This is a genomic window from Selenomonas sp. AE3005 (assembly GCF_000686945.1).
In the GTDB taxonomy this organism is placed as follows: domain Bacteria; phylum Bacillota; class Negativicutes; order Selenomonadales; family Selenomonadaceae; genus Selenomonas_A.
Genome location: NZ_JMME01000002.1, coordinates 185,875 through 207,014, shown reverse-complemented (window position 1 = coordinate 207,014; position 21,140 = coordinate 185,875). Strand labels below are relative to the sequence as shown.

General features: G+C 49.3%; 25 protein-coding genes and 1 pseudogene. 3 read left to right on the top strand and 23 right to left on the bottom strand.

The features are described from left to right. Window positions 1–57: 57 nt before the first annotated feature. The 9 genes from DL94_RS0103380 to DL94_RS14085 all read right to left on the bottom strand — a co-directional run bounded on the left by DL94_RS0103380 (window position 58) and on the right by DL94_RS14085 (window position 9,935). Entirely contained in the window at window positions 58–2,571 is a 2,514-nt protein-coding gene (locus DL94_RS0103380; RefSeq protein WP_028128937.1) for an excinuclease ABC subunit UvrA, read from the bottom strand. Window positions 2,572–2,604: 33 nt separating this feature from the next. Next, the gene (locus DL94_RS0103375) at window positions 2,605–3,477 is read right to left on the bottom strand and encodes a DUF5131 family protein (protein ID WP_028128936.1); all 873 of its coding nucleotides are present in this window, start codon (window positions 3,475–3,477) and stop codon (window positions 2,605–2,607) included. A 14-nt stretch (window positions 3,478–3,491) separates the two neighbouring features. Further along, a complete protein-coding gene (locus DL94_RS0103370) occupies window positions 3,492–3,968 on the bottom strand; it encodes a pyridoxamine 5'-phosphate oxidase family protein (protein ID WP_028128935.1) in 477 nt (158 codons plus the stop codon). 161 nt (window positions 3,969–4,129) lie between these two features. Next, window positions 4,130–4,981: a DUF3737 family protein gene (locus tag DL94_RS0103365; protein WP_028128934.1), complete on the bottom strand. Its 852-nt coding sequence runs from the start codon at window positions 4,979–4,981 to the stop codon at window positions 4,130–4,132. Window positions 4,982–5,016: 35 nt separating this feature from the next. Next, window positions 5,017–5,514: a cyclophilin-like fold protein gene (locus DL94_RS0103360; protein ID WP_051586276.1), complete on the bottom strand. Its 498-nt coding sequence runs from the start codon at window positions 5,512–5,514 to the stop codon at window positions 5,017–5,019. Window positions 5,515–5,564: 50 nt separating this feature from the next. Further along, the gene (locus DL94_RS0103355; RefSeq protein WP_231464497.1) at window positions 5,565–6,119 is read right to left on the bottom strand and encodes a flavodoxin family protein; all 555 of its coding nucleotides are present in this window, start codon (window positions 6,117–6,119) and stop codon (window positions 5,565–5,567) included. A 103-nt stretch (window positions 6,120–6,222) separates the two neighbouring features. Further along, complete coding sequence (locus tag DL94_RS0103350) at window positions 6,223–7,389, bottom strand: alpha/beta hydrolase (protein ID WP_197020702.1); 1,167 nt, start codon at window positions 7,387–7,389, stop codon at window positions 6,223–6,225. A gap of 88 nt (window positions 7,390–7,477) precedes the next feature. Next, window positions 7,478–8,617: an alpha/beta hydrolase gene (locus DL94_RS0103345; RefSeq protein WP_037371230.1), complete on the bottom strand. Its 1,140-nt coding sequence runs from the start codon at window positions 8,615–8,617 to the stop codon at window positions 7,478–7,480. Window positions 8,618–8,747: 130 nt separating this feature from the next. Continuing rightward, window positions 8,748–9,935 carry an MFS transporter gene (locus DL94_RS14085; RefSeq protein ID WP_037371268.1) on the bottom strand — a complete coding sequence of 396 codons (1,188 nt, stop codon included), beginning with the start codon at window positions 9,933–9,935 and terminating at the stop codon, window positions 8,748–8,750. 133 nt (window positions 9,936–10,068) lie between these two features. Between DL94_RS14085 and DL94_RS16515 the strand changes: the two genes are divergently transcribed. After that, a complete protein-coding gene (locus DL94_RS16515) occupies window positions 10,069–10,962 on the top strand; it encodes a LysR family transcriptional regulator (protein ID WP_028128929.1) in 894 nt (297 codons plus the stop codon). A 228-nt stretch (window positions 10,963–11,190) separates the two neighbouring features. Here DL94_RS16515 and DL94_RS0103330 read toward each other — a convergent pair whose 3' ends face one another. From DL94_RS0103330 to DL94_RS0103285, 10 genes and pseudogenes are all read right to left on the bottom strand, one after another. Further along, window positions 11,191–12,318, bottom strand: coding sequence for a DUF362 domain-containing protein (locus DL94_RS0103330; RefSeq protein ID WP_028128928.1), 1,128 nt, complete (start codon window positions 12,316–12,318; stop codon window positions 11,191–11,193). Window positions 12,319–12,422: 104 nt separating this feature from the next. Further along, the gene (locus DL94_RS0103325; protein ID WP_028128927.1) at window positions 12,423–13,583 is read right to left on the bottom strand and encodes an MFS transporter; all 1,161 of its coding nucleotides are present in this window, start codon (window positions 13,581–13,583) and stop codon (window positions 12,423–12,425) included. Further along, window positions 13,580–14,008: a MarR family winged helix-turn-helix transcriptional regulator gene (locus DL94_RS14080; RefSeq protein ID WP_081798750.1), complete on the bottom strand. Its 429-nt coding sequence runs from the start codon at window positions 14,006–14,008 to the stop codon at window positions 13,580–13,582. Before DL94_RS14080 ends, DL94_RS0103325 begins: the two co-directional genes overlap by 4 nt. A gap of 77 nt (window positions 14,009–14,085) precedes the next feature. Then, a complete protein-coding gene (locus DL94_RS0103315; RefSeq protein WP_028128926.1) occupies window positions 14,086–14,757 on the bottom strand; it encodes a hypothetical protein in 672 nt (223 codons plus the stop codon). Beyond that, on the bottom strand, window positions 14,754–15,380 hold the full coding sequence (locus DL94_RS14075; protein WP_051586298.1) for a flavodoxin: 627 nt from the start codon (window positions 15,378–15,380) through the stop codon (window positions 14,754–14,756). Before DL94_RS14075 ends, DL94_RS0103315 begins: the two co-directional genes overlap by 4 nt. A 79-nt stretch (window positions 15,381–15,459) precedes the next feature. Continuing rightward, entirely contained in the window at window positions 15,460–15,669 is a 210-nt protein-coding gene (locus tag DL94_RS16410) for a hypothetical protein (protein WP_231464492.1), read from the bottom strand. Window positions 15,670–15,842: 173 nt separating this feature from the next. Further along, window positions 15,843–16,145 carry a YciI family protein gene (locus DL94_RS0103300; protein ID WP_028128925.1) on the bottom strand — a complete coding sequence of 101 codons (303 nt, stop codon included), beginning with the start codon at window positions 16,143–16,145 and terminating at the stop codon, window positions 15,843–15,845. 22 nt (window positions 16,146–16,167) lie between these two features. After that, window positions 16,168–16,716: a flavodoxin family protein gene (locus DL94_RS0103295; RefSeq protein WP_028128924.1), complete on the bottom strand. Its 549-nt coding sequence runs from the start codon at window positions 16,714–16,716 to the stop codon at window positions 16,168–16,170. Between the two features lie 28 nt (window positions 16,717–16,744). After that, window positions 16,745–17,482: pseudogene (locus DL94_RS14065) on the bottom strand (amidohydrolase family protein); the annotation flags it as partial. Between the two features lie 79 nt (window positions 17,483–17,561). After that, window positions 17,562–18,188 carry a TetR/AcrR family transcriptional regulator gene (locus DL94_RS0103285; protein ID WP_028128923.1) on the bottom strand — a complete coding sequence of 209 codons (627 nt, stop codon included), beginning with the start codon at window positions 18,186–18,188 and terminating at the stop codon, window positions 17,562–17,564. A gap of 220 nt (window positions 18,189–18,408) precedes the next feature. Between DL94_RS0103285 and DL94_RS15970 the strand changes: the two genes are divergently transcribed. Further along, entirely contained in the window at window positions 18,409–18,573 is a 165-nt protein-coding gene (locus tag DL94_RS15970; RefSeq protein ID WP_156031656.1) for a hypothetical protein, read from the top strand. A gap of 172 nt (window positions 18,574–18,745) precedes the next feature. On the opposite strand, the gene DL94_RS16405 is transcribed toward DL94_RS15970, so the two are convergent. Together DL94_RS16405 and DL94_RS14055 are read right to left on the bottom strand one after the other, a co-directional pair. Then, a complete protein-coding gene (locus DL94_RS16405; RefSeq protein ID WP_231464489.1) occupies window positions 18,746–18,904 on the bottom strand; it encodes an acetolactate decarboxylase in 159 nt (52 codons plus the stop codon). Next, entirely contained in the window at window positions 18,901–19,383 is a 483-nt protein-coding gene (locus DL94_RS14055; protein WP_037371227.1) for a CYTH domain-containing protein, read from the bottom strand. Before DL94_RS14055 ends, DL94_RS16405 begins: the two co-directional genes overlap by 4 nt. 187 nt (window positions 19,384–19,570) lie before the next feature. Here DL94_RS14055 and DL94_RS0103260 point away from each other — a divergent pair, with 187 nt between their 5' ends. Next, on the top strand, window positions 19,571–19,945 hold the full coding sequence (locus DL94_RS0103260; protein WP_028128922.1) for a MerR family transcriptional regulator: 375 nt from the start codon (window positions 19,571–19,573) through the stop codon (window positions 19,943–19,945). A 60-nt stretch (window positions 19,946–20,005) separates the two neighbouring features. Here DL94_RS0103260 and DL94_RS0103255 read toward each other — a convergent pair whose 3' ends face one another. Next, complete coding sequence (locus DL94_RS0103255) at window positions 20,006–20,389, bottom strand: VOC family protein (RefSeq protein ID WP_028128921.1); 384 nt, start codon at window positions 20,387–20,389, stop codon at window positions 20,006–20,008. A gap of 98 nt (window positions 20,390–20,487) precedes the next feature. After that, window positions 20,488–21,132 carry a dihydroxyacetone kinase subunit DhaL gene (dhaL, locus tag DL94_RS0103250; protein ID WP_028128920.1) on the bottom strand — a complete coding sequence of 215 codons (645 nt, stop codon included), beginning with the start codon at window positions 21,130–21,132 and terminating at the stop codon, window positions 20,488–20,490. Window positions 21,133–21,140: the final 8 nt, after the last annotated feature.

The window sequence follows — 21,140 nt, the reverse complement described above, 5'->3', positions numbered from 1 at the left end:
GCAAAATAATCCCCCATCCTGCATTTTTCATGCGGATGGGGGATTATTTATTTCATGCTAATTTTTCATTTCTCGTGCGATATATTTTCCCGTAATGCTATCCTTGCTTACAGCTGCCATTTCCGGCGTGCCGCAGACTACGATACGTCCGCCCTTGGCACCACCTTCCGGCCCCATATCGATAATGTAATCCGCATTGACGATTACATCCAAATCATGCTCGATGACAATCACCGTTGCACCGGCTGCCACCAAGCGGTCAAAGACCTGCAGGAGCACCTGCACATCCAAGGGATGCAGGCCAATGGTCGGTTCGTCAAAGATAAATACTGAATCGGCCTGTGTCTTTCCCATCTCACTGGCTAGTTTCAAGCGTTGGGCCTCGCCGCCGGAGAGGGCGGGCGTATCTTCCCCCAGTGTCAGATACCCCAGGCCTAAGTCGTTCAAAGTCGAAAGTTTCCCATAAATCTTTTTCTGCTTGGCAAAGAGCGGCAGCGCCTCCTTTACAGTCAGGGAGAGTATTTCCGGCAAAGTATAACCATGCTCTGCACCTTCTGCCTGCCAAAGGATTTCTTTGACCGCCTCACTATAACGTTGCCCGTTACAATCCGGGCAGGTGATTGTCACATCGGGCAGGAACTGCACATCAAGCGAAATCTGCCCCGTGCCATCACAGGTTGGGCAGCGCAGCTTGCCCGTATTATAGGAAAAAGCGCCGGCCTTCCATTTTTTCTCTTTTGCCAAAGCTGTGCCCGCGTAGAGCTTGCGCAATTCATCGAGTACTCCGCTATATGTCGCTACCGTGGAACGGATGTTAATGCCGATGGGCGAGGCGTCAATCAGATTGGCACGGCGTATGCCGTCAGCGCTTATAGCCTTGACCTGCGGCGGCAGTTTGCGTTCTTCAGCGTTGGCCGAAAGCGCCGGCAGCAGACATTCGAGCACCATGGTTGTCTTGCCCGAACCGGATACGCCAGTAACCACCGTCAGCCGCCCCTTGGGAATATCTGCCTGCAAGGGCTTTACGGTGTGCAGCGGATTCGTTTCCAAATGAATTGTCCCCAAGGCAAACATCTCTTCCCAGGGCGCACGTTTCCGCAAGCTGCCATTTGCCCCGCCGCGCATAAAGGGGGCAATCTTGGAGACTTTGCTTTTCGCAGCCGCCTGCATATCCCCGGCAAACAGCAGATTACCGCCCTCGCTGCCAGCCAAAGGCCCCAGTTCAATCATATAATCGGCATGCTGGAGCACATGCACATCATGGTCCACCAAAACTACGGAGTTGCCATCGCGCAGCAAGCTGTCAATCACGTCCAAGAGCCCTTCAATATTGGCCGGGTGCAGGCCGATACTCGGCTCATCGAGTACGTAAAGTACCCCTGTGGTTTCATTGCGCACAGCTCTGGCCAGCTGCACGCGCTGACGCTCACCGGTTGACAAGGTGCTGCTGGCACGGTCAAGGGATAAATACCCCAGACCGAGTTCCTTCAGCCTGCGGGCGTTATCCAAAAACGATTCAATGATACTTTCAGCCATGGGGCGCATTTCCTGCGGCAGTGTATTCGGCACAGCCCTAACCCAGGGAATCAGTTCATCCAAAGTCATGGCCGTGGCCTCAGCCAAATTTTTCCCGGCCAGTCTGGTCGAGCGCACCTTCGCCGAGAGCCGCGTTCCCTGACATTCCGGGCAGGCGGCCTCATGCAGGAATTTTTCCACCCGTTTCATGCCTTTTTCATCCTTGACCTTCGCCAACGCATTTTCTACCGTATAAACCGCATTGTAATAAGTAAAGTCCATTTCCGCAGCTACATTGGTCTTTTCATTGACATAGAGGATATGCTTTTTCTCTGCAGGACCATGAAAGACGATTTCTTTTTCTTCCGGTGTTAACTCACAAAAGGGCACGTCAATTCGCACGCCCATTTCCTTGGCGATATCCTTCATCAACGACCACATAAGCGTCTGCCACGGTGCCACCGCGCCCTCCGCAATGGACAGGCTTTCGTCCGGCACGAGGCTGGCCTCATCAACCGTCCGCACAACTCCTGTCCCGGAGCAATGCGGACAGGCGCCTTCTGAGTTAAACGCCATGGCCTCCGCTCCGGGCCCGTAAAACTCCTCGCCACAGACCGGGCATTTCGTAGGCAGCATCAGTGCCACATCCATATTGGGCGGGCATAGATGTCCATTGGGACAGGTATGGCTGCCCAGACGGGAAAACAGCAGACGCAAGCTGTTCAAAAGTTCCGAGGCCGTACCAAAGGTACTGCGCACCCCGGGAATGCCCGGACGCTGATGGAGCGCGAGCGCCGCCGGCACATGACGGATTTCCTCCACATCGGCTTTGCCGGCCTGCGTGATACGGCGGCGTGTATAGGTAGACAGCGCCTCCAGATAACGGCGTGAACCTTCCGCGTACAAGGTTCCCAAGGCCAACGACGATTTTCCCGAACCGGACACACCGGCAATGGCCACGAGTTTGCCCAAGGGGATATCCACATCGATATTTTTCAGATTATGCACGCGGGCGCCCCTGACGATAATATTTTTAGGGCGTTCCTTATTGTCCATTTCTCAATCCTCCACTATTTCTTTTTGGAGATATTACAAACATTTACCGCAATGACTGCAACCATTGCAAATCAACCTGCTGCCGCAGGCCTGGCAATGCGGCCCATCATATGCGGGCCTATAGCGGTCCTTCGCTGGAACAGACAGGCCAATATTGTAACGCAGGTCAAATTCCATTGGCTTGCCCACAAAATTCAGACCTGCCTTAAAGGCTTGCTCCGCCTGCTTCTGCTTGCTTCGCAAACGATAGTGCCTGCCATCTTTGATGAAATGCGAACCAATTTCTATAAAGGAAAAGGATACATTAGCAGACTGGCACTCCTGATGCAAAGCCAGCACCCAATCATAATTACAGGGACGTGCCCCCTCATAATTTTCGCCGCCACAGACAACCTGTTCGATAAAGCCTTCCTCCAGATACGGTTTCAGGCTTACGGCGCCGACCAACGGCGCACACATCACGCCTTTATGCCGGAAGGGCAGCGCCTTAAGCAACGGCAGCCGGATATCAGCCATTGCCTGATTTTCACAGGTGACATTGAACCAAATATTCTCCCAACCGCTGCAAAAATCCTGCGGCAGGCAATCAGCCACCCGTTCCGGACGCTTGGTCAGCAGATAAAAAATAACATCCGGCCGCTGACGCATGATTTCCCACGCCTCGGCCCGCCATTTATCTGCTTCTGCCAGAAAGAAATCCGAGGTCATACATACCCGGATGAGTTCGCCGCTTTTTATTTTATAGCTGCCATGACGGTCTTTTTGCAAGGGATAGGTAAAATTTTCTGTCCGGTAAATGTCCGCACCATTTTTTCCCCGTTGCTTATCCAGCGTATACATATAGCAATTTGCGCAGCCGGGACTGATTTTTTTGCAGCCATGCCACGGATTCCATATATCATGCATCTTTAACGTTCCATTTACGATTCATTGACCAATTTTCCCGTCATATGCTCCGGCATCAGCACCAGACATTGTACTCTGGGCAGGGCGTGTTTTAATTCCTGTTCCAGATACGCCTCATCATCGGTAAATTTGCGCACCAGCGAGCTGCAAACTTTACGAATCTTTTCCTCATCCGTCACCAGCTGCATACGTCCAAAGACGACCACACTCCGGATATTGAGCGCCCATTCACCGGGCTTTTGCCAGCCTTCATCATAAGCACAATAGCTTACCTTGTCATAGGCCCGGATAGCGTCCATCCGGTGTCCCTCCTTGGCACTATGGAAATAAAGGATACCGTCCTCCTCTGAGTACCAATGATTCATGGGAATACCATAGGGATAACCGTCGTCACCCAGCATGGAGAGCACGCCCCGTTTCGTATTTTTTAACACTTCCCTACATTCTGCCTCCGGCAGCTGCTGCTTAAATCTTCGCATCTTCCGAAACATAATTTTCCTCCTACAAAAACAGCGCCACCTTCTTATCTGCCAAGACCTAACGATAAGAAAATGACGCTTTTCCCATTACCCGGCGGCAACAGGTGTCAACCTATATTCTGCTTAATAGCATAGAACAAAAAAACAACCTTGTCAATCTTCGTCAGCAATTATCAAGCACAGTTACTTTCTTCGAACACAATAATGCGCCCCTGGGCAGATGAATCATCCATAATGATTTCCTTAACGCCTGCCACCTTGATTGTGCCGGATTTCGGATTTTTAATGCTGTCCACTACGGTCGTAACCTCTGCTTCGACCTCGGATTTTTCAAAGGCCAAATCCGTATCCACCATGCGGCAATTGATGAGTTTCAGCCCCTTGCAATAGCAGAAGGGCTGTGTGCCAATGATGGTGCAGTTCTCCAACGTCAGATTTTCCGAATACCAGGCCAGATACTCGCCGCGAATCACACTGTTGCGGACTATCACATTTTTGGCATGCCAAAAGGCGTCTTTGGTGTTCAGCTCACAATCGGTAAATTCTGCGTTCTCAATATACTGGAACGAATATTTCCCCTGCAGTGTTACATGGTCAAAATACAGCTCCTCACTGCGCAGCATAAAGTATTCGCTTTGCACACTGGTATTCTTCATGCGGATATTTTTGACCGACCAGCCAAATTCCGGCGAAATCACATCCGAGTTTTCTATGGTCACATCGGCACATTCCCGCAGGGCCTTAATGCCATGCAGTTTCGTATCGGCAATATGAATATCCGTTGCATACCACAAGGCCGCGCGGCAAAGCTCCGTGAGTTCGGATTTTTTTATCTGCACAGATTCATCATGCCAGAAGGGATAACGCAGATTGAAAAAACAATCCTCCGCCTCAATATCGCGGCTTTCTTTCAGCGCACTTTCCCCGTCTGCAGGGCCATCAAAGCGGCAATTAAGGAGTTTCACCCCGTTCTTACCATACAGTGCCCGTTCTTCATCAAATGCTTGTTCTCTATATTCTTCCATTTTCCGTACCTTTCTGCTAAAAATCCTATTCTTTTTCACTGGGCCACGAGCTGCACCGTTACGCCTTCGCGGTTTAATAAAGCCGTCAATTCCTGTTTTGACATGTCAATATGTCCCAGCCGCGTATAAGCCCAGGAATTGGAACCATAAAAGATAACCAGCTTATTTCCCGCATAGAGGACAATATCACCGTATTGAGTCGTTATCTGCTTATCCGCGCTGGTAATATTTTGACCGATATCGCCCACCTGTTCAAAACCACCATAAGGTGACATTTTTATGGTCAACGGCAAAAGATTCTGCAACGCCGCCGTGGAAGCATTCTGTTCCCAGGTAACGGGAACAACTTTATCATCAATGATGAGTTTCATCGCCTGCTCCTTCTTTGGTTCTGCCACAGATTTATTTTCCTGTGGGACAGCCTCCTGCACCTTACTGCCAGTATCCGCTACAGTCTCCTGCGCACCCGTACATCCGGATAGCAGCAGCATCACCGACAGCATGACCACACTTATGATTTTTCGGTTTGGCATTGTCATCTCTCCTTATGCCCATACAGCTGCAAGGCATTATTTTGCAAACTTCAAATATTCTTGCCAGCCTGCCGGGCTTTTTCCAGTGCGGCATTGCCGGCAATATCGCCTGTGTCCGTCACACCGCCACAGAAAAGCGTCTCTTTTAGTTCTGCCTTGTCAAAGCAGTCTACCCAGCCCTGCACGCCGACGCGGGTTCCGGCTACGGTATCTGCTTCATCCTCTGACGCCGTAGCCAGCAGATAAACTTCACGGAAACGATAATCCGAGGGGAACAACGGATTTGCCCGGTCCAGCAAGGTCTTTAACTGGCCACACATACCATAATAATAGACCGGCGTTGCCAGAACGACCACATCCGCCTGACCGATTTTATCCGTGATTGCATTGGCATCGTCGTTTATCACACACTGCATGGTCTTTTGGCAGGCCAGACAGCCTTTGCAGAAATTTATAGTCTTATCCCGCAGGGTAATCTGCTCCACCACATGTCCGGCCTCCCTGGCCCCTGCGGCAAAAGCCGTGGCCAAAGCCTCGGAATTGCTGTTTTTTCTAAGACTTGTAGATATGATTATTACGTTTTTGCTCATCATTCTCTCCTCCATACACATGTTCCTCCTTTACTCTAACACTTGAAGTGTACTCCAAGTCAAGTACTAAGATGCAGCCCTGCAAAGGTCTTACCATTCGCAGGGCTGCATCTTAGTATTACTTCAGATTTTTATCAAAGAAGGCAAACAGTTTATCAAAGGGAATCTTGTCCATCTGGTCATAGAGGTCTACATGGGTAGCACCAGGAACAACGATTTCTTCTTTCGCGCCTTTGAGGGCCGCATAGACATTATCGGAGAAATATTTGGAATGTGCCTTATCGCCGGTAATCAGCATAACCGGCGTCTTGCCCAGTTCATCGATATTGCTCATGAGTTTAAAATCGAAGAAACCGTACGGCGTCACCGAATCCCAGGCCAGCTTGTTGGAGTTGATGGCCCGCGGATGGAACGCGCGGCCTACATAGTAGCCGAAGAAATCCTTGATGACGGGATTGGCATCAGCAGGCAGTTTATCCGGGAACATGGTATCGAATGTTTCCACATTACCCTTGGAATCTACGCCCAGTTCATGGGCACCACGAATATCCTTGCCCGTCCTGGCTTCTTCATTGCGCATCTTGGCCAGATGCTGTTTCACGATTTCCCGCTGTTCCGGCGTGTAGTAAGCGCCATTATAATGGTCGCTGATGCTTTCACTCATATCATACATAGCTGAGGTTGCTACGGCCTTGATGCGGCTGTCGCTGCCAGCGGCAGTGATGGCCATGCCGGACAATCCACAGATGCCCATGGCACCGACCTGATCCGGGTTCACGAATTTCAGATTGGAAACGAAATCCACAGCGGCATGGTAGTCTTCCGTGAAGATTTCCGGGGAGCCCATATTGCGGCGGCTGCCACTGCTCTCACCGGTGGTGGAGGGATCAAAGGCTACGGCCACATAACCATGCTTAGCAAACTCCTGCGCATACAGGCCGGAGGACTGCTCCTTCACCGCACCAAAAGGCCCGGTAATCACTACAGCCTTGTACTGCTTGCTGGCATCAAAATTCTTCGGCAGATACAGATGACCAGCCACTTCAAAACCAAAGCGGTTTTCAAATTTCACGTTCTTGGCTTCAATTGACTTGTCAATCTTGAATACACGGGTGTCATTGTTAAGCTCGCTGATGGATGAACGCTGCATCTGCGAAGCTGTTGCTAAAGTTTTAGCCGGCGTTGCTGCTAGCGTCACATCACTCCCCATAATGCCAAAGGACATCACGCCTGCCACCAGAGCAGCCAAAACCATCTTCTTGTTTTTGCCAATTTTCTTCAACATTTCTATTCTCCTTTACTTCACTTACATCTCTATGTCATGTTATCGTGACTTTACCTTATCACTTGAAGCAGGCTCCAACTCAAGCATTTTATTTTAAGTTCTGCTGAAAGAATGCCTCCATTCTCGCAAAAGGAATCTTGGCTTTGTTATCGTAGAGGTCAACATGAGACGCACCGGGAACAATCACCAGTTCCTTGTTATCGCCCTTGAGCTTTTTGAAGGCATCTTCGCCAAAGTAACGGGAATGGGCTTTCTCACCATGCAAAACCATAACGGCATTCTTGATTTCATCGGCATAGGACAGAATCGGCATATTCATAAATGAAAGGGCCGAAGTCTGATTCCAGCCGCCGTTAGAATTCAGTGAACGGGAATGATAGCCGCGTTCCGTCTTATAGTAGGCATAATAATCCTTCACAAACTGCGGCGCATCAGCTGGCAGCGGGTCAACTACACCACCGGAATTTTTATAATAACCGGCCTTATAATCCGCCGTACGCTGGGCATTCAGGGCCTCACGGTTAGCATAGCGTTCTTTTTGCAGCGTTTCCTTGTCTTTTTCATAGTCAAAGTAACCATTGGCGGTAACTCTCGTCATATCATACATGGTCGAAGCCACCGTGGCTTTGATACGCGTATCGCTGGCCGCTGCATTGAGTGCCATACCGCCCCAACCGCAAATGCCAATAATGCCAATCCGATTCGCGTCTACATTATCCTGCGTGGACAGGAAATCCACGGCTGCTGAAAAATCTTCCGTGTTGATATCCGGCGAAGCGACATAACGAGGCTGACCGCCGCTTTCCCCAGTGAATGACGGGTCAAAGGCAATAGTCAAAAAGCCGCGCTCAGCCATTTCCTGCGCATAGAGGCCGGAGGACTGCTCCTTTACGGCACCAAACGGGCCGCTTACCGCAATTGCAGGGAGTTTTCCCTTAGCATTTTTCGGCACATACATATCTGCAGCCAAGGTGATGCCATAGCGGTTGACAAAAGTAACCTTACGATGGTCTACCTTATCGCTTTTAGCAAATACTTTGTCCCATTTCTGGGTAAGCTGCAATTTTTCGGCTTTAATCATTCTATCGCTTTTAACTTCTGCAGTCTTCATGCCTGCCACTCCCTTATCTGCTGCCTGTGCACCATTTCCCATAAGACCAAAAGACATCACGCCTGCCACCAGAGCAGCCAAAACCATCTTCTTGTTTTTGCCAATTTTCTTCAACATTCCTATTCTCCTCACTTCACTTACACCGTTTATCCTCTTGCTTGATTTTATTATAGCGATTCTGTTTTGTAATTACCAATACTTATAAAAAATATATTGCTATGCTTACCAAGCATAAAAATCAACATCTTCAATGTTCAGATTGAATCATCAAGGGCGTATGAACCTGCATGCGATAACATTGTACCCAAAACATCAGCGCCGCCAACAGACAGAACAACAGACCACCCAGCACGACATATTGCGTGCCCCAAACATCAATAAACTGACCGCTGACCGTAGTTCCGAGTACACAGCCCATATTGGCCGCCGTCAAGAACAGGCCATTGGCAAAGTCCGGTGCTTCCGGAGCGGCACTTGCCATCCAATACTGATTGATATTGGCATTGATACCGCCCAAGATGCCCCAAATGACCACAATAAGCCCCATCAACGGCCAAACGCTGCCGCCGCCCAACAGGGCAATATAGATTACGGCGACCGCCAGCGGAAAGATTTTGACCACAGTCAACGGACGCACGGTCAGCAGATTTCCCGCCAGCATACTGCCCAAGATATTGCAGAGGCCATACACAAACAGCAAGATACTGACTAAGGCTGGTGCTACGCCGGAAACAACACCCAGATACTCTGCCAAATAATTAAATACGCCGAAAATCGAACCATTGAGGAAAATCACCGCCACGATAGATGCCCAGACCATCGGCTTTTTGAGTACAGCGAGCTGACTGCCGTAGCTCAGCCGTGCCTTTACCGGCATTGAGGGAATAAACCATAATGTCGCCAGCATAACCAGCAAAGTAGCTAAGGCAAAGAACGCCATAGATGCAGAAAGGCTGAACTGCTCGGCCAAAAAGTTGCTGATGGGCACGCCTGCAACCATACCGGCGGCCACGCCCATATTGATTTTCGCCACCATCTTCGGTTCCTCGCCTGTCCGCGCTAATCCTGCCGCCACGGTAAAGGCCATCGCGCAATAGACCGGATGGAAAAACGCCGGCAGCACCCGCACCGCCAAAAGCACATAGAAATTTTCGGCAAAGACGGCAATCGTGCTGCAAACGGTAAACAGCCCCAAAATAAAGACCATCACCCACTTGCGATTAAATCGGGACATAAAGAGCGGCATGGTCGGCCCTGCCACCGCTACCCCCAAGGCAAACAAGCTGATAAGCCAACCGGCCTGCACCACACTGACCTGATAGTATTCCGCGATATAGGGCAAAATTCCGATAAAGCCCATTTCGGTATTGAGAATGCCAAATACACCCGTGGTTAGGATAAGCAGCATTACGCTTTTATTTCCATTCTGTTCCATTTCCACACCTTCCTTTTCTTCCATTATAAATTTATCTTCATGTAAATACCAATACTTATAGAAAATGCCTATCTATGCTTTACAGTAATAGATTTACAATCTATAATAAAGGAAAAACAAGGAGCTGATTGTGATGGAATTGCGTGTTCTCAACTACTTTCTAACCGTTGCCCGTGAGGAAAGTTTTTCACGGGCGGCAGAAAAACTGCACCTCTCCCAGCCGACTCTTTCCCGACAGTTAAAAGATTTGGAAGAAGAATTCGGCAAACAGCTGCTTATCCGTGAACCACGCCGTATTCTGCTTACAGAAGATGGCCAACTATTACGCCGCCGGGCAGAGGAAATTCTGTCACTCGTGGATAAAACTGCCGGTGAACTTTTAAGCAGCAACGAAGATATCAGCGGCGATATCCGCATTGGTGCCGGAGAATCGGTACATTTCGGTCTGATTATGGCCGCCGCCCGGCAGCTGCAGAAACAGCATCCCCGCATCCGCTTTCATATCGCTACCGGCGATGGCAGCACCACCCTCACCCGTCTGGACCGGGGCCTTATCGACTTCGCCTTTGTCTATGGCCGGCTTGACCCGGCCAAATATCAGGAACTCCCCCTGCCGGTCCGTGACCAATGGGTACTGTTCCTGCGCAAAGATGACGAACTGGCTAAGCAGGAAACTATTCAGGCCGCCGACCTTTGGCAGCGCCCCCTGCTTTTTTCCCGGCAATCACTATCCCCCAGTACTCACGGTGATGAACTGCTCAACTGGCTGCAAAAGCCTGTTAACGAACTGCATATTGCCGGTTCCTACACCCTGCTTTATAATGCCACCCTGATGGTCAAAGAGGGCTTAGGCTATGCCATCTCCTTTGATAAGCTCATAAATACCACCGGCACCGACCTTTGCACCCGCCCATTGGAACCGCCTGTCTACACGGAACCATCTCTGGCCTGGAAAAAAAATCAGGTATTCTCCAAAGCCTCCCAGCTTTTCCTGCAAACTCTGCAGGAAAAATTTGCCATAAAATAAGGAGGGCTTGACAGCCCTCCCAGTAAAACAGCAGTGATATAAAACTTTACTCGCTTAACGAAAATCATATTATAACGCCGTTGTTCCAGTTTTGCCGTAGGCAAAACTTCCTCTTGGCGTTTCAACGAGGCGGGAGATATGTGCTCACCGCCTGTTATGATATTCGCCCCCCACCTGCAGAGGTGGGGGACATCTTCTTCCGAGTTATAGTGCTTTGACGCTGCAGCCTTAATTGCCGTCAGGCACCCAGGTTCCCTTAATGCCCTTAACCGCCTCTTGGGCATTGATGACCTTATCACCATTATCAATATCAATCAACTGATAGCGGTCACAGCCCATTCCCATTTCCTTCATATAGGAAAGCTGGCGCAGGCTGTGGCGTGATTCCATGCGCTCAACCAAATCTTTTTTGCTTTCTGCCGGCAAGGCATAAACACAGTCCACACAAGCCTGGTCTGCCGCCAGAATATCAACTGACGCTACAATACCGATATTCGGAGTAACCACAGGCTTGGCCGAAGTGCCGGCACAGTCACAGTCCACGCTCATATTGCGCATGACATTGATAAAGGCAATTTTGTCTTTGAAATGGCTGACCACAGCCTGCGTGGATTCGGTCATGCGCTCCATAAATTCTTCCTGATTTACGCCCCACTGGCTGCCAGAATCCCCGGCGTGAATCATTTTTTTACCAATTTGCCCATCAGCACAGCCAATGCCGATGTTTTTGTTGGAGCCGCCGAAACCGCCCATGGCATGACCTTTGAAATGTGTCAAAGCGAGGAAGGAATCATAATTCAGCGTATCCTTGCCCACACTCATTTCCGTGAACCACTTGCCATGGGGCACCGGCAGCATGGCCGTGCCATGTTCATCGGTAATATCCACCGTGGTAAAATCTGCCCAGCCATTGGTCTTTAGCGTTTCGCGATGTTTTTCCGTGGTATCCCGGCCACCGCCGTAATAAGTATTTGTCTCGATAATCTTCGCCCCGGGCAGTTTATCGGCCATGAGTTTCTTAACCCACGGACGCGGAATAATATTAGGGCCATGCGGCTCACCGGTATGCAGTTTAATGGCCACTTTACCGCCTAAGTTTGCCTTCACCCGGTCATATATTTTGAGCAGGCCTGCCGCTGACAGGTCACGGGTAAAATACACCACCGCCTCAGCACCACTGCGCTCATTATACGGTACGTAATGCTCACCGCCCGTGCCGGCAATTTTTTCTTTTGTTTTTGCCGGCTGTTTAGCATTTTCATCAGCAGCCAAAGCGCCGCAGCCCGGCAAAGCCGCTAAAGCAATAGCTGTACCTGCCAATTTTACGAACCGGCGTCGTGAAATCCCCTTATTCATGCAAAAACCTCCTTATATAGCACCTTTTTAAGTATTTTAGCACCTGGAGTAAACTCTAAGTCAACAAAGAATTTTCTACCTGACCAGGGGATATCTTTTGACTGTCACCCCTGCCTAAACCTATGGGCAAAGTAACAGACAGCAGCCACTGCAATGACGCCGGTACAAATCACGCTGTACATAAACGTATAGCCATAAGCAGCCGCAGCCAGCCCCAACAGGCCAGCTGCCAGCCCGACACTAATATCCAGCGACCAAAAATACGTTGCGGTAGCCACACCACTGCGCGACAGCGGTGCGCTCTGAATAGCGAGCGTCTGGAACGCCGGACTCAATGCGCCAAAACCGGTACCGAGAACTGCCGCCGACACCAGCAGCCCCGTCATAGTCGAAATCTGACCGAAAAGTATCATTCCCAAAGCAAAACACAGGAACCCCGGATATATCGTATAATCCGGCCCTTTAGTATCAAATATCCGCCCCACAATAGGCCGCGACAGTACAATCACAGCGGCAAATACGGCAAAGAACAGACTCGTTTCCTGTTGCAAACCCAAAGATTTAGCATAAAGGGGAATAAAGGTAAGAACACCGCCGTACGCGAAGAATACAAGACCACCAATAGACGACATAATCACGGACTTGCGTTCAATAAAATCATGGATACTGATACCCTGCCGCTGCTTTTTAGCAGGCATAATAACTCTATCCGGCAAGCGCCGATGATTTGCTGCCCAAAACGTAAATACAGCCAGCAGCACCATAAAGGGGAAAAATAATGCAGCGCCCCAGCTGCCGATAATCACCAGTCCCAGCAAGGGACCAACCACCATAGCCAGATTGGTGGTCAAGGCAAAATAGCCAATTCCTTCACCTTTACGTTCCGCCGGCAGAACCATAGCCGCCATCGCTGCAGCCGCCGTAGTCGCCAACGCAAAAATCATGCCGTGCAGCAACCGCAAACTATAAATCCCTGTAAGTGACTGGAAAAAATTAAATCCCAGCATTATAAGACCTAAACAAAGCGTAGCCACAAACATCAGCGAGCGTTTGTTCACACTGTCGATAAGTCTGCCAGCCAACGGGCGGCAGACCACAGTGCCAATCTGGAAAAACGTCATCGCCATACCGGCTTCCAGTTCGCCGCCCTGTAAATCATCCATAATAAAAATCGGTAAAGCTGCAATCATAATATACTGGCTCATAAATACCAGAAAATTGCAGCCTCCCATACTTATAAATTCCGGTGTCCAAAGTCTGTTCATTCGCGAATCATTTCCTCTATCTGTAATAACATCTTCTTCATACTAACCGTATCAGCCTCTCCTAGTTTCTCCTCCAGCTGCCGGTTTTCCTGTTCATCAGCTGCTGCCAGTTTATCCACCAGCAGCTGTCCAGCTTTCGTCAGCTGCAGTAAAAAAGCCCTCCGGTCAGATGGATTTAGTTCCCTTCTTACATAATCTTTCTTTATCAGCCGGTCCACAATAGCCTTGACTGTATTGGCGTCTCTTTTCATCTGCGCGGACAATTCTTTTTGGCTGATATCCGGAGTCTCGGCTAATATCTTCATCGCCACCCACTGCTCCAGTGTCAGCCCATAGGGGCTGAATATTTTTTCGATATGGCGGTGAACCTTTCTGGCCGTTCGGCATATTAGATAACCCAGTGTATCATCTATCTGCATTGTCATTTACCTGCTCCTTTGGCAATAAAATAATACGTTAACGTACTTAATATTAGTACGCTAACGTATTATTGTCAATAACGCTATTTTTTCTCCGGCCGTAATTGTAACATTTTAAGCAGCAATGCCCCCAGTATCACATACATGCCCCATATCGCCAACAACAGGCCAACGTATACTATGGCCGGCTCGCCTGTGGCTGGTGTGGCAAAGATATGTTTCATCAGCAGCCGGTCCCCCACGCGGTCAAGGAAGGAACCATATATTCCGCCTGCGGTTGCCAGCAGGGCCAGCAACACTTTTAATGACCGTGATACCGGCCAGGGCAAATGCCATTTTTCCCACCAGCCCTTAAAGTGCAGCCCCCAATGCAGGCCCATTAAAATTAGCAGGGCATACGGCAGGGACACATGCAGCTGATGAATCAGAATACTGCGTTGAATAGTGAGCGGCATGATTTCCTTAAACAAATGATTGGAAATCCCGGAACCAGCCCCGACCATTACCAACAGCACTATAAACAGCAAAATATCCACCGCTGTCCCGATAGTACGCAGTATTGTCCAGCGCCCCCGTTTAAGGGTCGTAAACCATTGACGGTTCTGGCCGACATGAATCAGCACCAATACCAGCCACATAATCCCCAGCACTTCATGCAGCACCTTGGGAACATAGTGAAAACACATAATGGGCAAAAACAGCAACGGCAAAAATGCCGTTACTGTCATGCGTGATGTTATCTTAAACTTGCTCATAAGCCCAGACCATCAAACCAGCTTTTGATATCGGCCGGCTTTGTCTGCGGTGAAAACAACTTGCCCGGTTTCCATTCAGCCTTGCCCTTGGTAAGTTTTTGCAGGTAGTCAGCACTCGTGCCAATATCACTGCCGCCGGAAGTGCAGACAGCCGTCATTTTCTTGCCCGTGAAATCATAGCTCTCCACAAAGGTATCCATGATACGCGGTGCCTGTCCCCACCAGATAGGATATGCCAATACGATGGTATCATAATCAGCTACCGGTGCATTCTTGTCCGCCAGTTTCGGCCGGGCACTGTCATTTTTCTGCTCCACCGTGGCCCGGGTGCTTTCGTCATTGTAGTTTAGGTCCTCTTTGCTATAAGGAACTTCCGGGCGGATTTCATAAAGGTCAGCATTTAACGCCTTGGCCGTATTCTCTGCCAAAGTACGGGTATTACCCGTTGCCGAAAAATACGCCACCAAAATTTTTCCTTTAGCCGCCGGGGCCTTACTTTCTGCCTGTGCCGTCTGCGCTGGTGCCGGCGCTGCCTTCTCTGCCGTTTTGCCGGATTCTGTGCCGCAGCCCATCAGACCTAAAATCATCAACACACCCAAGCAGGCAATCCATAGTTTTCGCATAATGTTATCCCCTTTCATCGCCAATGTCATCTGCTATCACTCTAGCACTTGTAGTAAACTCCAAGTCAAGTATTTTATCTTACAAATTAGCCCCTATTTTATAGGCCATATCAGCAAAGGACGACTTTTCCACCAGACTGCGCGCCCCGCAGCCTGTCGCCCAAACCTGCCCCACATCCTGCCATTCCATATAGCGCACCAAAGTTTCGTAATGATTGGCCAGAGCCTCCATCGTCCAGTCTGCACTGTTATAGGCCGTAGCCATCGTAATGGATTTCTTGCCGTGCAATTTCCCCGTACGGGAATAGAATCTGAATTCTTTTGTTTCCTTACGGCCCTTTTCGCCGGTCAGAGCCCCCCAGACCACAGCCGGAAAGGAACAAGGTCATGGCCCCCGTGCTGGCAAGCTGAATAAATTCCCGTCTGTTCATAAGGAATGCCTCCGTCAATTTACCAGCGTTGTCATTTGCCTGCGAAAGATGGCAGGCTGGCCGAAATCATCGGCGCTTTAAACGAACGCACTTCATATTCCGCAATACCGTCAGCATAGTATACATCTTCCTTAAGGATTTCTTCCACGGCCTCACGGCTGTCCGTGCCAGCAATCATAATCCCGGCCATCTCTTTGTCTGTATAGGGCCCCACCAACAGGAAATCACCCTGCTCAAAATGTTTTGTAAACCAGGCAATATGCCGCTTAAAGAGCTCCTCACCCTTGCCTGCCGGAATCTTGTCGGCCTTTAACGTCTGATTGATGATAAACATATTTATGCCCCCTTATAAACTCTTATAAATTCCTGCCCGTTTCATAGGCCTCCTGCATGGCTGCTGACTCGCGAATGGCACCGGGTGCCAAAGCCGAAGTGCCGATGACCGCCCCCGCATTGCGCACGCCCACTTGATTGAATTCCTTGAAACAGCCTACATACATATTGAAATCTGACAGTATATTATCCATGAACTTCTTATCCGGCACGCCGCCCAGCGTAAGCAGGTAAAAATCCTTGTCCTGCAAAATGGGCAGCAAGGGATAGGTACGGTCGAGGAATCTCTTCATCAGGCCCGTCCAGGTAAAGTAATACAACGGCGAGGCCAGTACAATAACATCCGCAGCCTTCACTTTTTCCAGAACTTCTGCCATATCGTCCTTCTGCACGCAGCTGCCGCCATTATTATGGCAGGCCCGGCAGCCAAAGCAATCACCAAATTTTTTGTCGCGCAGTTCCACTTTCTCTGTTTCATGCCCGGCCGCCTGCGCGCCGCGGATAAATTCATCAGCCAGTATTCCCGTATTGCCATTCTTTCTCATGCTGCCATGAATAACCAAAACTTTCATTTTCACATCTCCTTACACATTTCCGCCGTTATGAAAATATTAACTCTTGCGAATTTTGGCAATATATTTTCGCCAGCCAATGACGTTTAGCCAGTTCATCGTCCAGGCCGTTCTTCTTCGCCAGCAAGGCTTTGGCCGGAACATAGGGGAAATCGCTGCCATACAGCAAATGGCTTTCATCTGTAATCTTAAGCAGCATATCCATTGCCTCCGGCATGGGGTCACCAGCCAGGTCATAATAAAGCTGTTTCATGCCTGCCTCCATATCAACCGGTTTCATCATCTGCATACCGGCCAGCATGGCAAACATCGCTTTAGCCCGCTGCTTCATATATGGCAGGAACGAACCACAATGCGGCACTACCAGACGAACCTGGGGATAACGTTCCAGCATACCGCTGGCCAGCAGATTGACCACAGCTCTCGTGGTATCGGCAGGATATTCAAACAAGGCCATAACCTGCCCCGTCACCGTCCCTTGGCGCGGCAGTTCCCGTGCAGGGCTGGGGTGCATGATTATCAGCGCCCTGCGGCGGTTTAATTCCGCAAAAATCCGTTCCCAGCGTGCGTCACCTAAGTAAATACCACTGGCATTGCTCGGAACCTTTACCCCTAATGCCCCCAGCTTATCCATCGCATAGGTTATTTCCGCGATACTGCCGTCAATACTCGGGAACGGCAGGGCTGCCACAAAACCGAACTTATCCGGATACTTACGGCAAAGCGCGGCCGTTTCTTCGTTAATTTCCCGCGCCACCTCACAGGAAAGTTTTTCATCACCATTATAATAAAGGCTCCCCCAATCCCAGCTTTCAAAAAGTCTCGCCGTTTCACGCTATCCCCCCTTAGTCAACACCTAACAGTTTCCGCAGGCAATTATTGGAGATTTCATAAATAGACAGGTACTTGTAATCCACTCCGGCCTCCGCCATTGCCTTTTTCTGCATATCCGTTACCACTGCATAAGGATAAATCCCATAGATAAAGGGAAAATACGCATAAATAAAACTCTGTTTGGCCGCCTCATTCATTTCCGGACAAAACTTGTCCAAACACTTGCGCACCGTCTGCATAGACCGGCCATACGAGCGCTTGAACTCCACCAGATTTTCATAACGGCTGTTCCCCTCCATATCAAAATGATTCATGGACAGGAGTTTCAACAACCTTGAACGTTTCTCCAAAGTATGCGACAGCGCCGACGCCAGTTCATCTCGTTTCAGGCTGTCATGGTCATTGAGCAATTCTTCCAGATCGGCTACCCACAAATCATACTCACGCTGCATAAGCGCCAGAAAGATTTCTTCCTTAGTATTGAAATAATTATAAATGGCCGTACGGTTAAAGGTCGTCACCTTGCCAATCTCTTTGAGCGTAATATCTTTAAAATTCATTGTCTCATACAACTGGGCACAAGCGTCAATTATCTCCTCACGCCGCGCCAGCAGCACTTCTTCTGAAACCTTTGGCATAATGAGCCTCCTGTAAAGTCTTTTAAAAATGACATCGTGTAACTTATGTTAATTGCATTATACGGTTAAAATGACACTATGTCAATATAAACAGTAAAAATTTTCCATAGTTTTTTCTTATGGCTGTGAGTTTTATTATAAAAAGTGTTGACAGTGAATCAAATATAAGCTATAGTATCAATCTGTTAATGGGATATTGAAAGAAAAGATGGAGGAACAAATGTTAGAAAGAGAATTGATTATTAAGGCTATGGTTTGGAAGTATATGATTAGCGAAAACGCTGCCAGACGTATGTACGATGAAACCGACGACAGCAACAGGGACAACCTGCGTAAATTAGCTGAGAACTACAAAGCCTCTGCCAGAATGTCTTTCTTCTGCTAAAACAGCATAAACATCTACATATCATAAAAACAGGGAGCACCGCCCTTTTCGAGCGGTGCTCCTTTTTGCTGTAGTTTCGCCTTATTCTTGACATTACTGAGTTTCACCGAAATGTCATTGTCAAAATATGTTACCGTAGCATACGGAACAACTGTCTTATCCTGCGCCACTACTACCCGGCCATCGCCAGGGCCTGATAAACCGTGCCATCAAGCACAATCATTTCACCATTAACACCCTCAAACGTGCCTATGCCCGTATCCCCCAGACTGCGCACATCCCTGACCGTGACCGTGCCGCCCAAATATCCCTGTGCAAAAACGACTGTCACATTTTCACCATTTCCTTAACCAGTTCCATGCCATTAACTTGTGCCAGCGTCCCATAGGAAAATCTTTCGTCCTCTGTTACTTCCCTGCCGAACCAGTCCGGCGGTACAAACGCCCGGGCTGCCTCTATGCTCGGGAATTCAATCTCAACATAGTTAAAACCTGTCAAATGCCCGTCATGCATGTGCAGTTCTGCCTGATTACCGTCAGCTAAGGCTATAATATAACGGCGTTTTTCAATCATAAGCGTAGCCGGCCATAAGTGTTGCGACAGATTAGCAAATTCCTGCGGCGTTATTTCTGTTTCCCATTCTTCCCGTACCAAGCCAGCCCCCCGTTTTACCGTCAGCACAAAGTGTTTTTCGCCGATTTGGCGAATACGGATTTCCGGCTCTAATGACACATACCCCTGCCGCAATACCTCATATTCTGCCGGTAACCCCGGTACTGTATCTACCAAAAATTGACGTTCTATCTCCATTATTACACCTTCTATTCGCCTGCCATTACCTGCCGCATCTTCCAGCCCCGCAGCATCGTATCTGTCACCCGTGCCACTCCACCACCTGCCGGCCGCAGCACAGCTTGCAAGTTTTTCTTGACTTGAAGTACACTCCAAGTGCTAAACTAAAGCATAAAGATAAAGTCTGAATTAACGAGGTGATTTTATGACAATCAAGGAAGTCAGCGAAAAATACGATTTATCCGCCGATACTATCCGCTACTATGAACGTATCGGCCTTATCCCTCACGTACCGCGCAAGGAAAACGGCATTCGTGATTTTGATGAGGCCGCCTGTGGCTGGGTAGAGTTTTCCAAATGCATGCGCAGTGCCGGTGTGCAGGTTGAGGCACTCATCGAGTACGTGGATTTATTCTTCAAAGAAGGCACTGAGGCTGCCCGCAAGGAAATCCTCATCGAACAGCGCGCCCGTCTGCAGGAACAGTATGAGCAGCTAAAAGCTACCATGGACAGACTTGACTACAAAATTGCCCACTATGAAGAAATCATGGCCAAAAACTGTCCCCATTTAAAAGACTGATACGTATCCCCCTGAAATTGCAACAGCCATGCAGGAATATGAACCTTGCATGGCTGTTTTTTATTTAACTTCCACGGCCAATACCTTCGCAATGGCTCCCGGCTTTTCCTGAAAGAGTTCCAGTACCAGACCATCAGGCAGCTGCACCCATTTTTCCGGCTTGCCTTCCATGGCATGTACACCATCATACGCCAGCATTTCCTGCAGGGTAGCAGCAAAATCCTGTACCACAATTCCCAAGTGATGTCCCCTGCCGGCAGCCGGATTATCCGGCGCAGCGACCAGCTGCAGGCCGCCTTTCAGCCACAAATGCTGCAATTTGCCGTCTTTTTCCTTGCGCCGTGTTTCCGTCATGCCCAGAACCTCGGCAAAGAACTTTTGGCTCCATTCAATATCTGCTACCGTCACTGCAGCGTGTTCCAAATAAGATTGTTTTTCCGCCATTTTCAGCTACCTCCATGCGTTAAATACGCGCCGGCAAATGATAAGCCTGTTTTACTTACTGATAAAAACGCACAGCCGCCTGGCTGTGCGTAAATAATTTACTCTGCCTGCATTTCTACGGCCAGCCTATGCATAGCCTGCAGCATCAGCATAATCGTGGTGGCGCCGGGGTCCTGATGACCTATGCTGCGCATTCCCAGATACGCAGCCCGCCCCTTGCTGGCTTGAATTGTTTTTGTGTACTCCACACCTTTTTGGGCAGCCTCGGCACCTGCCAGAAGAATATCCTGAAAGCTCCGGCCTTCCTCCAACGCCTCCTGCATAGCTCTATCCGCCGGAAACAGCGCGTCGAGCATGGTTTTTTCGCCCTCCACACTTCTACCGATTTGCGAAACCCCCATAGTGCCTTCTTCGAAGGACACCACCCAGTTTGCCACTTCCATACAGCTATTGCCCATATTGGCCATTGCGGCCTGCAGATAAAATTTACCAAACAACGGCCCCGCAGAACCACCAATTTCTGTAATACAACGCATGCCCACATGCTGAAGAATCTTGCCCATATCTTCCTGCTCAGCCAGTTCAGGCAAATCCTGCAATATTATTCGGCAGAACCGGGCCATATTGGTACCATGGTCGCCATCACCAATGGCATTGTCCAAACGGTTCAGTTCCTCCTCATGCGCTATGATTTCCTGACTAATGGCCTTAAGCGAGGCAAGCATGAATTCTTTTCCTGTCATTCAGCCCG

What these genes read in the sequence shown, in the direction of transcription:
- DL94_RS0103345 (WP_037371230.1), bottom strand. Translation starts at nt 8,617, where the DNA reads ATGTTGAAGAAAATTGGCAAAAACAAGAAGATGGTTTTGGCTGCTCTG.
- DL94_RS0103325 (WP_028128927.1), bottom strand. Translation starts at nt 13,583, where the DNA reads ATGAACAGACTTTGGACACCGGAATTTATAAGTATGGGAGGCTGCAAT.
- DL94_RS14085 (WP_037371268.1), bottom strand. Translation starts at nt 9,935, where the DNA reads ATGGAACAGAATGGAAATAAAAGCGTAATGCTGCTTATCCTAACCACG.
- DL94_RS0103260 (WP_028128922.1), top strand. Translation starts at nt 19,571, where the DNA reads ATGACAATCAAGGAAGTCAGCGAAAAATACGATTTATCCGCCGATACT.
- DL94_RS0103350 (WP_197020702.1), bottom strand. Translation starts at nt 7,389, where the DNA reads ATGTTGAAGAAAATTGGCAAAAACAAGAAGATGGTTTTGGCTGCTCTG.
- DL94_RS0103300 (WP_028128925.1), bottom strand. Translation starts at nt 16,145, where the DNA reads ATGTTTATCATCAATCAGACGTTAAAGGCCGACAAGATTCCGGCAGGC.
- DL94_RS0103285 (WP_028128923.1), bottom strand. Translation starts at nt 18,188, where the DNA reads ATGCCAAAGGTTTCAGAAGAAGTGCTGCTGGCGCGGCGTGAGGAGATA.
- DL94_RS0103255 (WP_028128921.1), bottom strand. Translation starts at nt 20,389, where the DNA reads ATGGCGGAAAAACAATCTTATTTGGAACACGCTGCAGTGACGGTAGCA.
- DL94_RS16515 (WP_028128929.1), top strand. Translation starts at nt 10,069, where the DNA reads ATGGAATTGCGTGTTCTCAACTACTTTCTAACCGTTGCCCGTGAGGAA.
- DL94_RS14075 (WP_051586298.1), bottom strand. Translation starts at nt 15,380, where the DNA reads ATGCGAAAACTATGGATTGCCTGCTTGGGTGTGTTGATGATTTTAGGT.
- DL94_RS0103380 (WP_028128937.1), bottom strand. Translation starts at nt 2,571, where the DNA reads ATGGACAATAAGGAACGCCCTAAAAATATTATCGTCAGGGGCGCCCGC.
- DL94_RS0103315 (WP_028128926.1), bottom strand. Translation starts at nt 14,757, where the DNA reads ATGAGCAAGTTTAAGATAACATCACGCATGACAGTAACGGCATTTTTG.
- DL94_RS0103375 (WP_028128936.1), bottom strand. Translation starts at nt 3,477, where the DNA reads ATGCATGATATATGGAATCCGTGGCATGGCTGCAAAAAAATCAGTCCC.
- DL94_RS14080 (WP_081798750.1), bottom strand. Translation starts at nt 14,008, where the DNA reads ATGACAATGCAGATAGATGATACACTGGGTTATCTAATATGCCGAACG.
- DL94_RS0103355 (WP_231464497.1), bottom strand. Translation starts at nt 6,119, where the DNA reads ATGGAGGAGAGAATGATGAGCAAAAACGTAATAATCATATCTACAAGT.
- dhaL (WP_028128920.1), bottom strand. Translation starts at nt 21,132, where the DNA reads ATGACAGGAAAAGAATTCATGCTTGCCTCGCTTAAGGCCATTAGTCAG.
- DL94_RS14055 (WP_037371227.1), bottom strand. Translation starts at nt 19,383, where the DNA reads ATGGAGATAGAACGTCAATTTTTGGTAGATACAGTACCGGGGTTACCG.
- DL94_RS0103295 (WP_028128924.1), bottom strand. Translation starts at nt 16,716, where the DNA reads ATGAAAGTTTTGGTTATTCATGGCAGCATGAGAAAGAATGGCAATACG.
- DL94_RS15970 (WP_156031656.1), top strand. Translation starts at nt 18,409, where the DNA reads ATGTTAGAAAGAGAATTGATTATTAAGGCTATGGTTTGGAAGTATATG.
- DL94_RS0103370 (WP_028128935.1), bottom strand. Translation starts at nt 3,968, where the DNA reads ATGTTTCGGAAGATGCGAAGATTTAAGCAGCAGCTGCCGGAGGCAGAA.
- DL94_RS0103330 (WP_028128928.1), bottom strand. Translation starts at nt 12,318, where the DNA reads ATGAATAAGGGGATTTCACGACGCCGGTTCGTAAAATTGGCAGGTACA.
- DL94_RS0103365 (WP_028128934.1), bottom strand. Translation starts at nt 4,981, where the DNA reads ATGGAAGAATATAGAGAACAAGCATTTGATGAAGAACGGGCACTGTAT.
- DL94_RS0103360 (WP_051586276.1), bottom strand. Translation starts at nt 5,514, where the DNA reads ATGCCAAACCGAAAAATCATAAGTGTGGTCATGCTGTCGGTGATGCTG.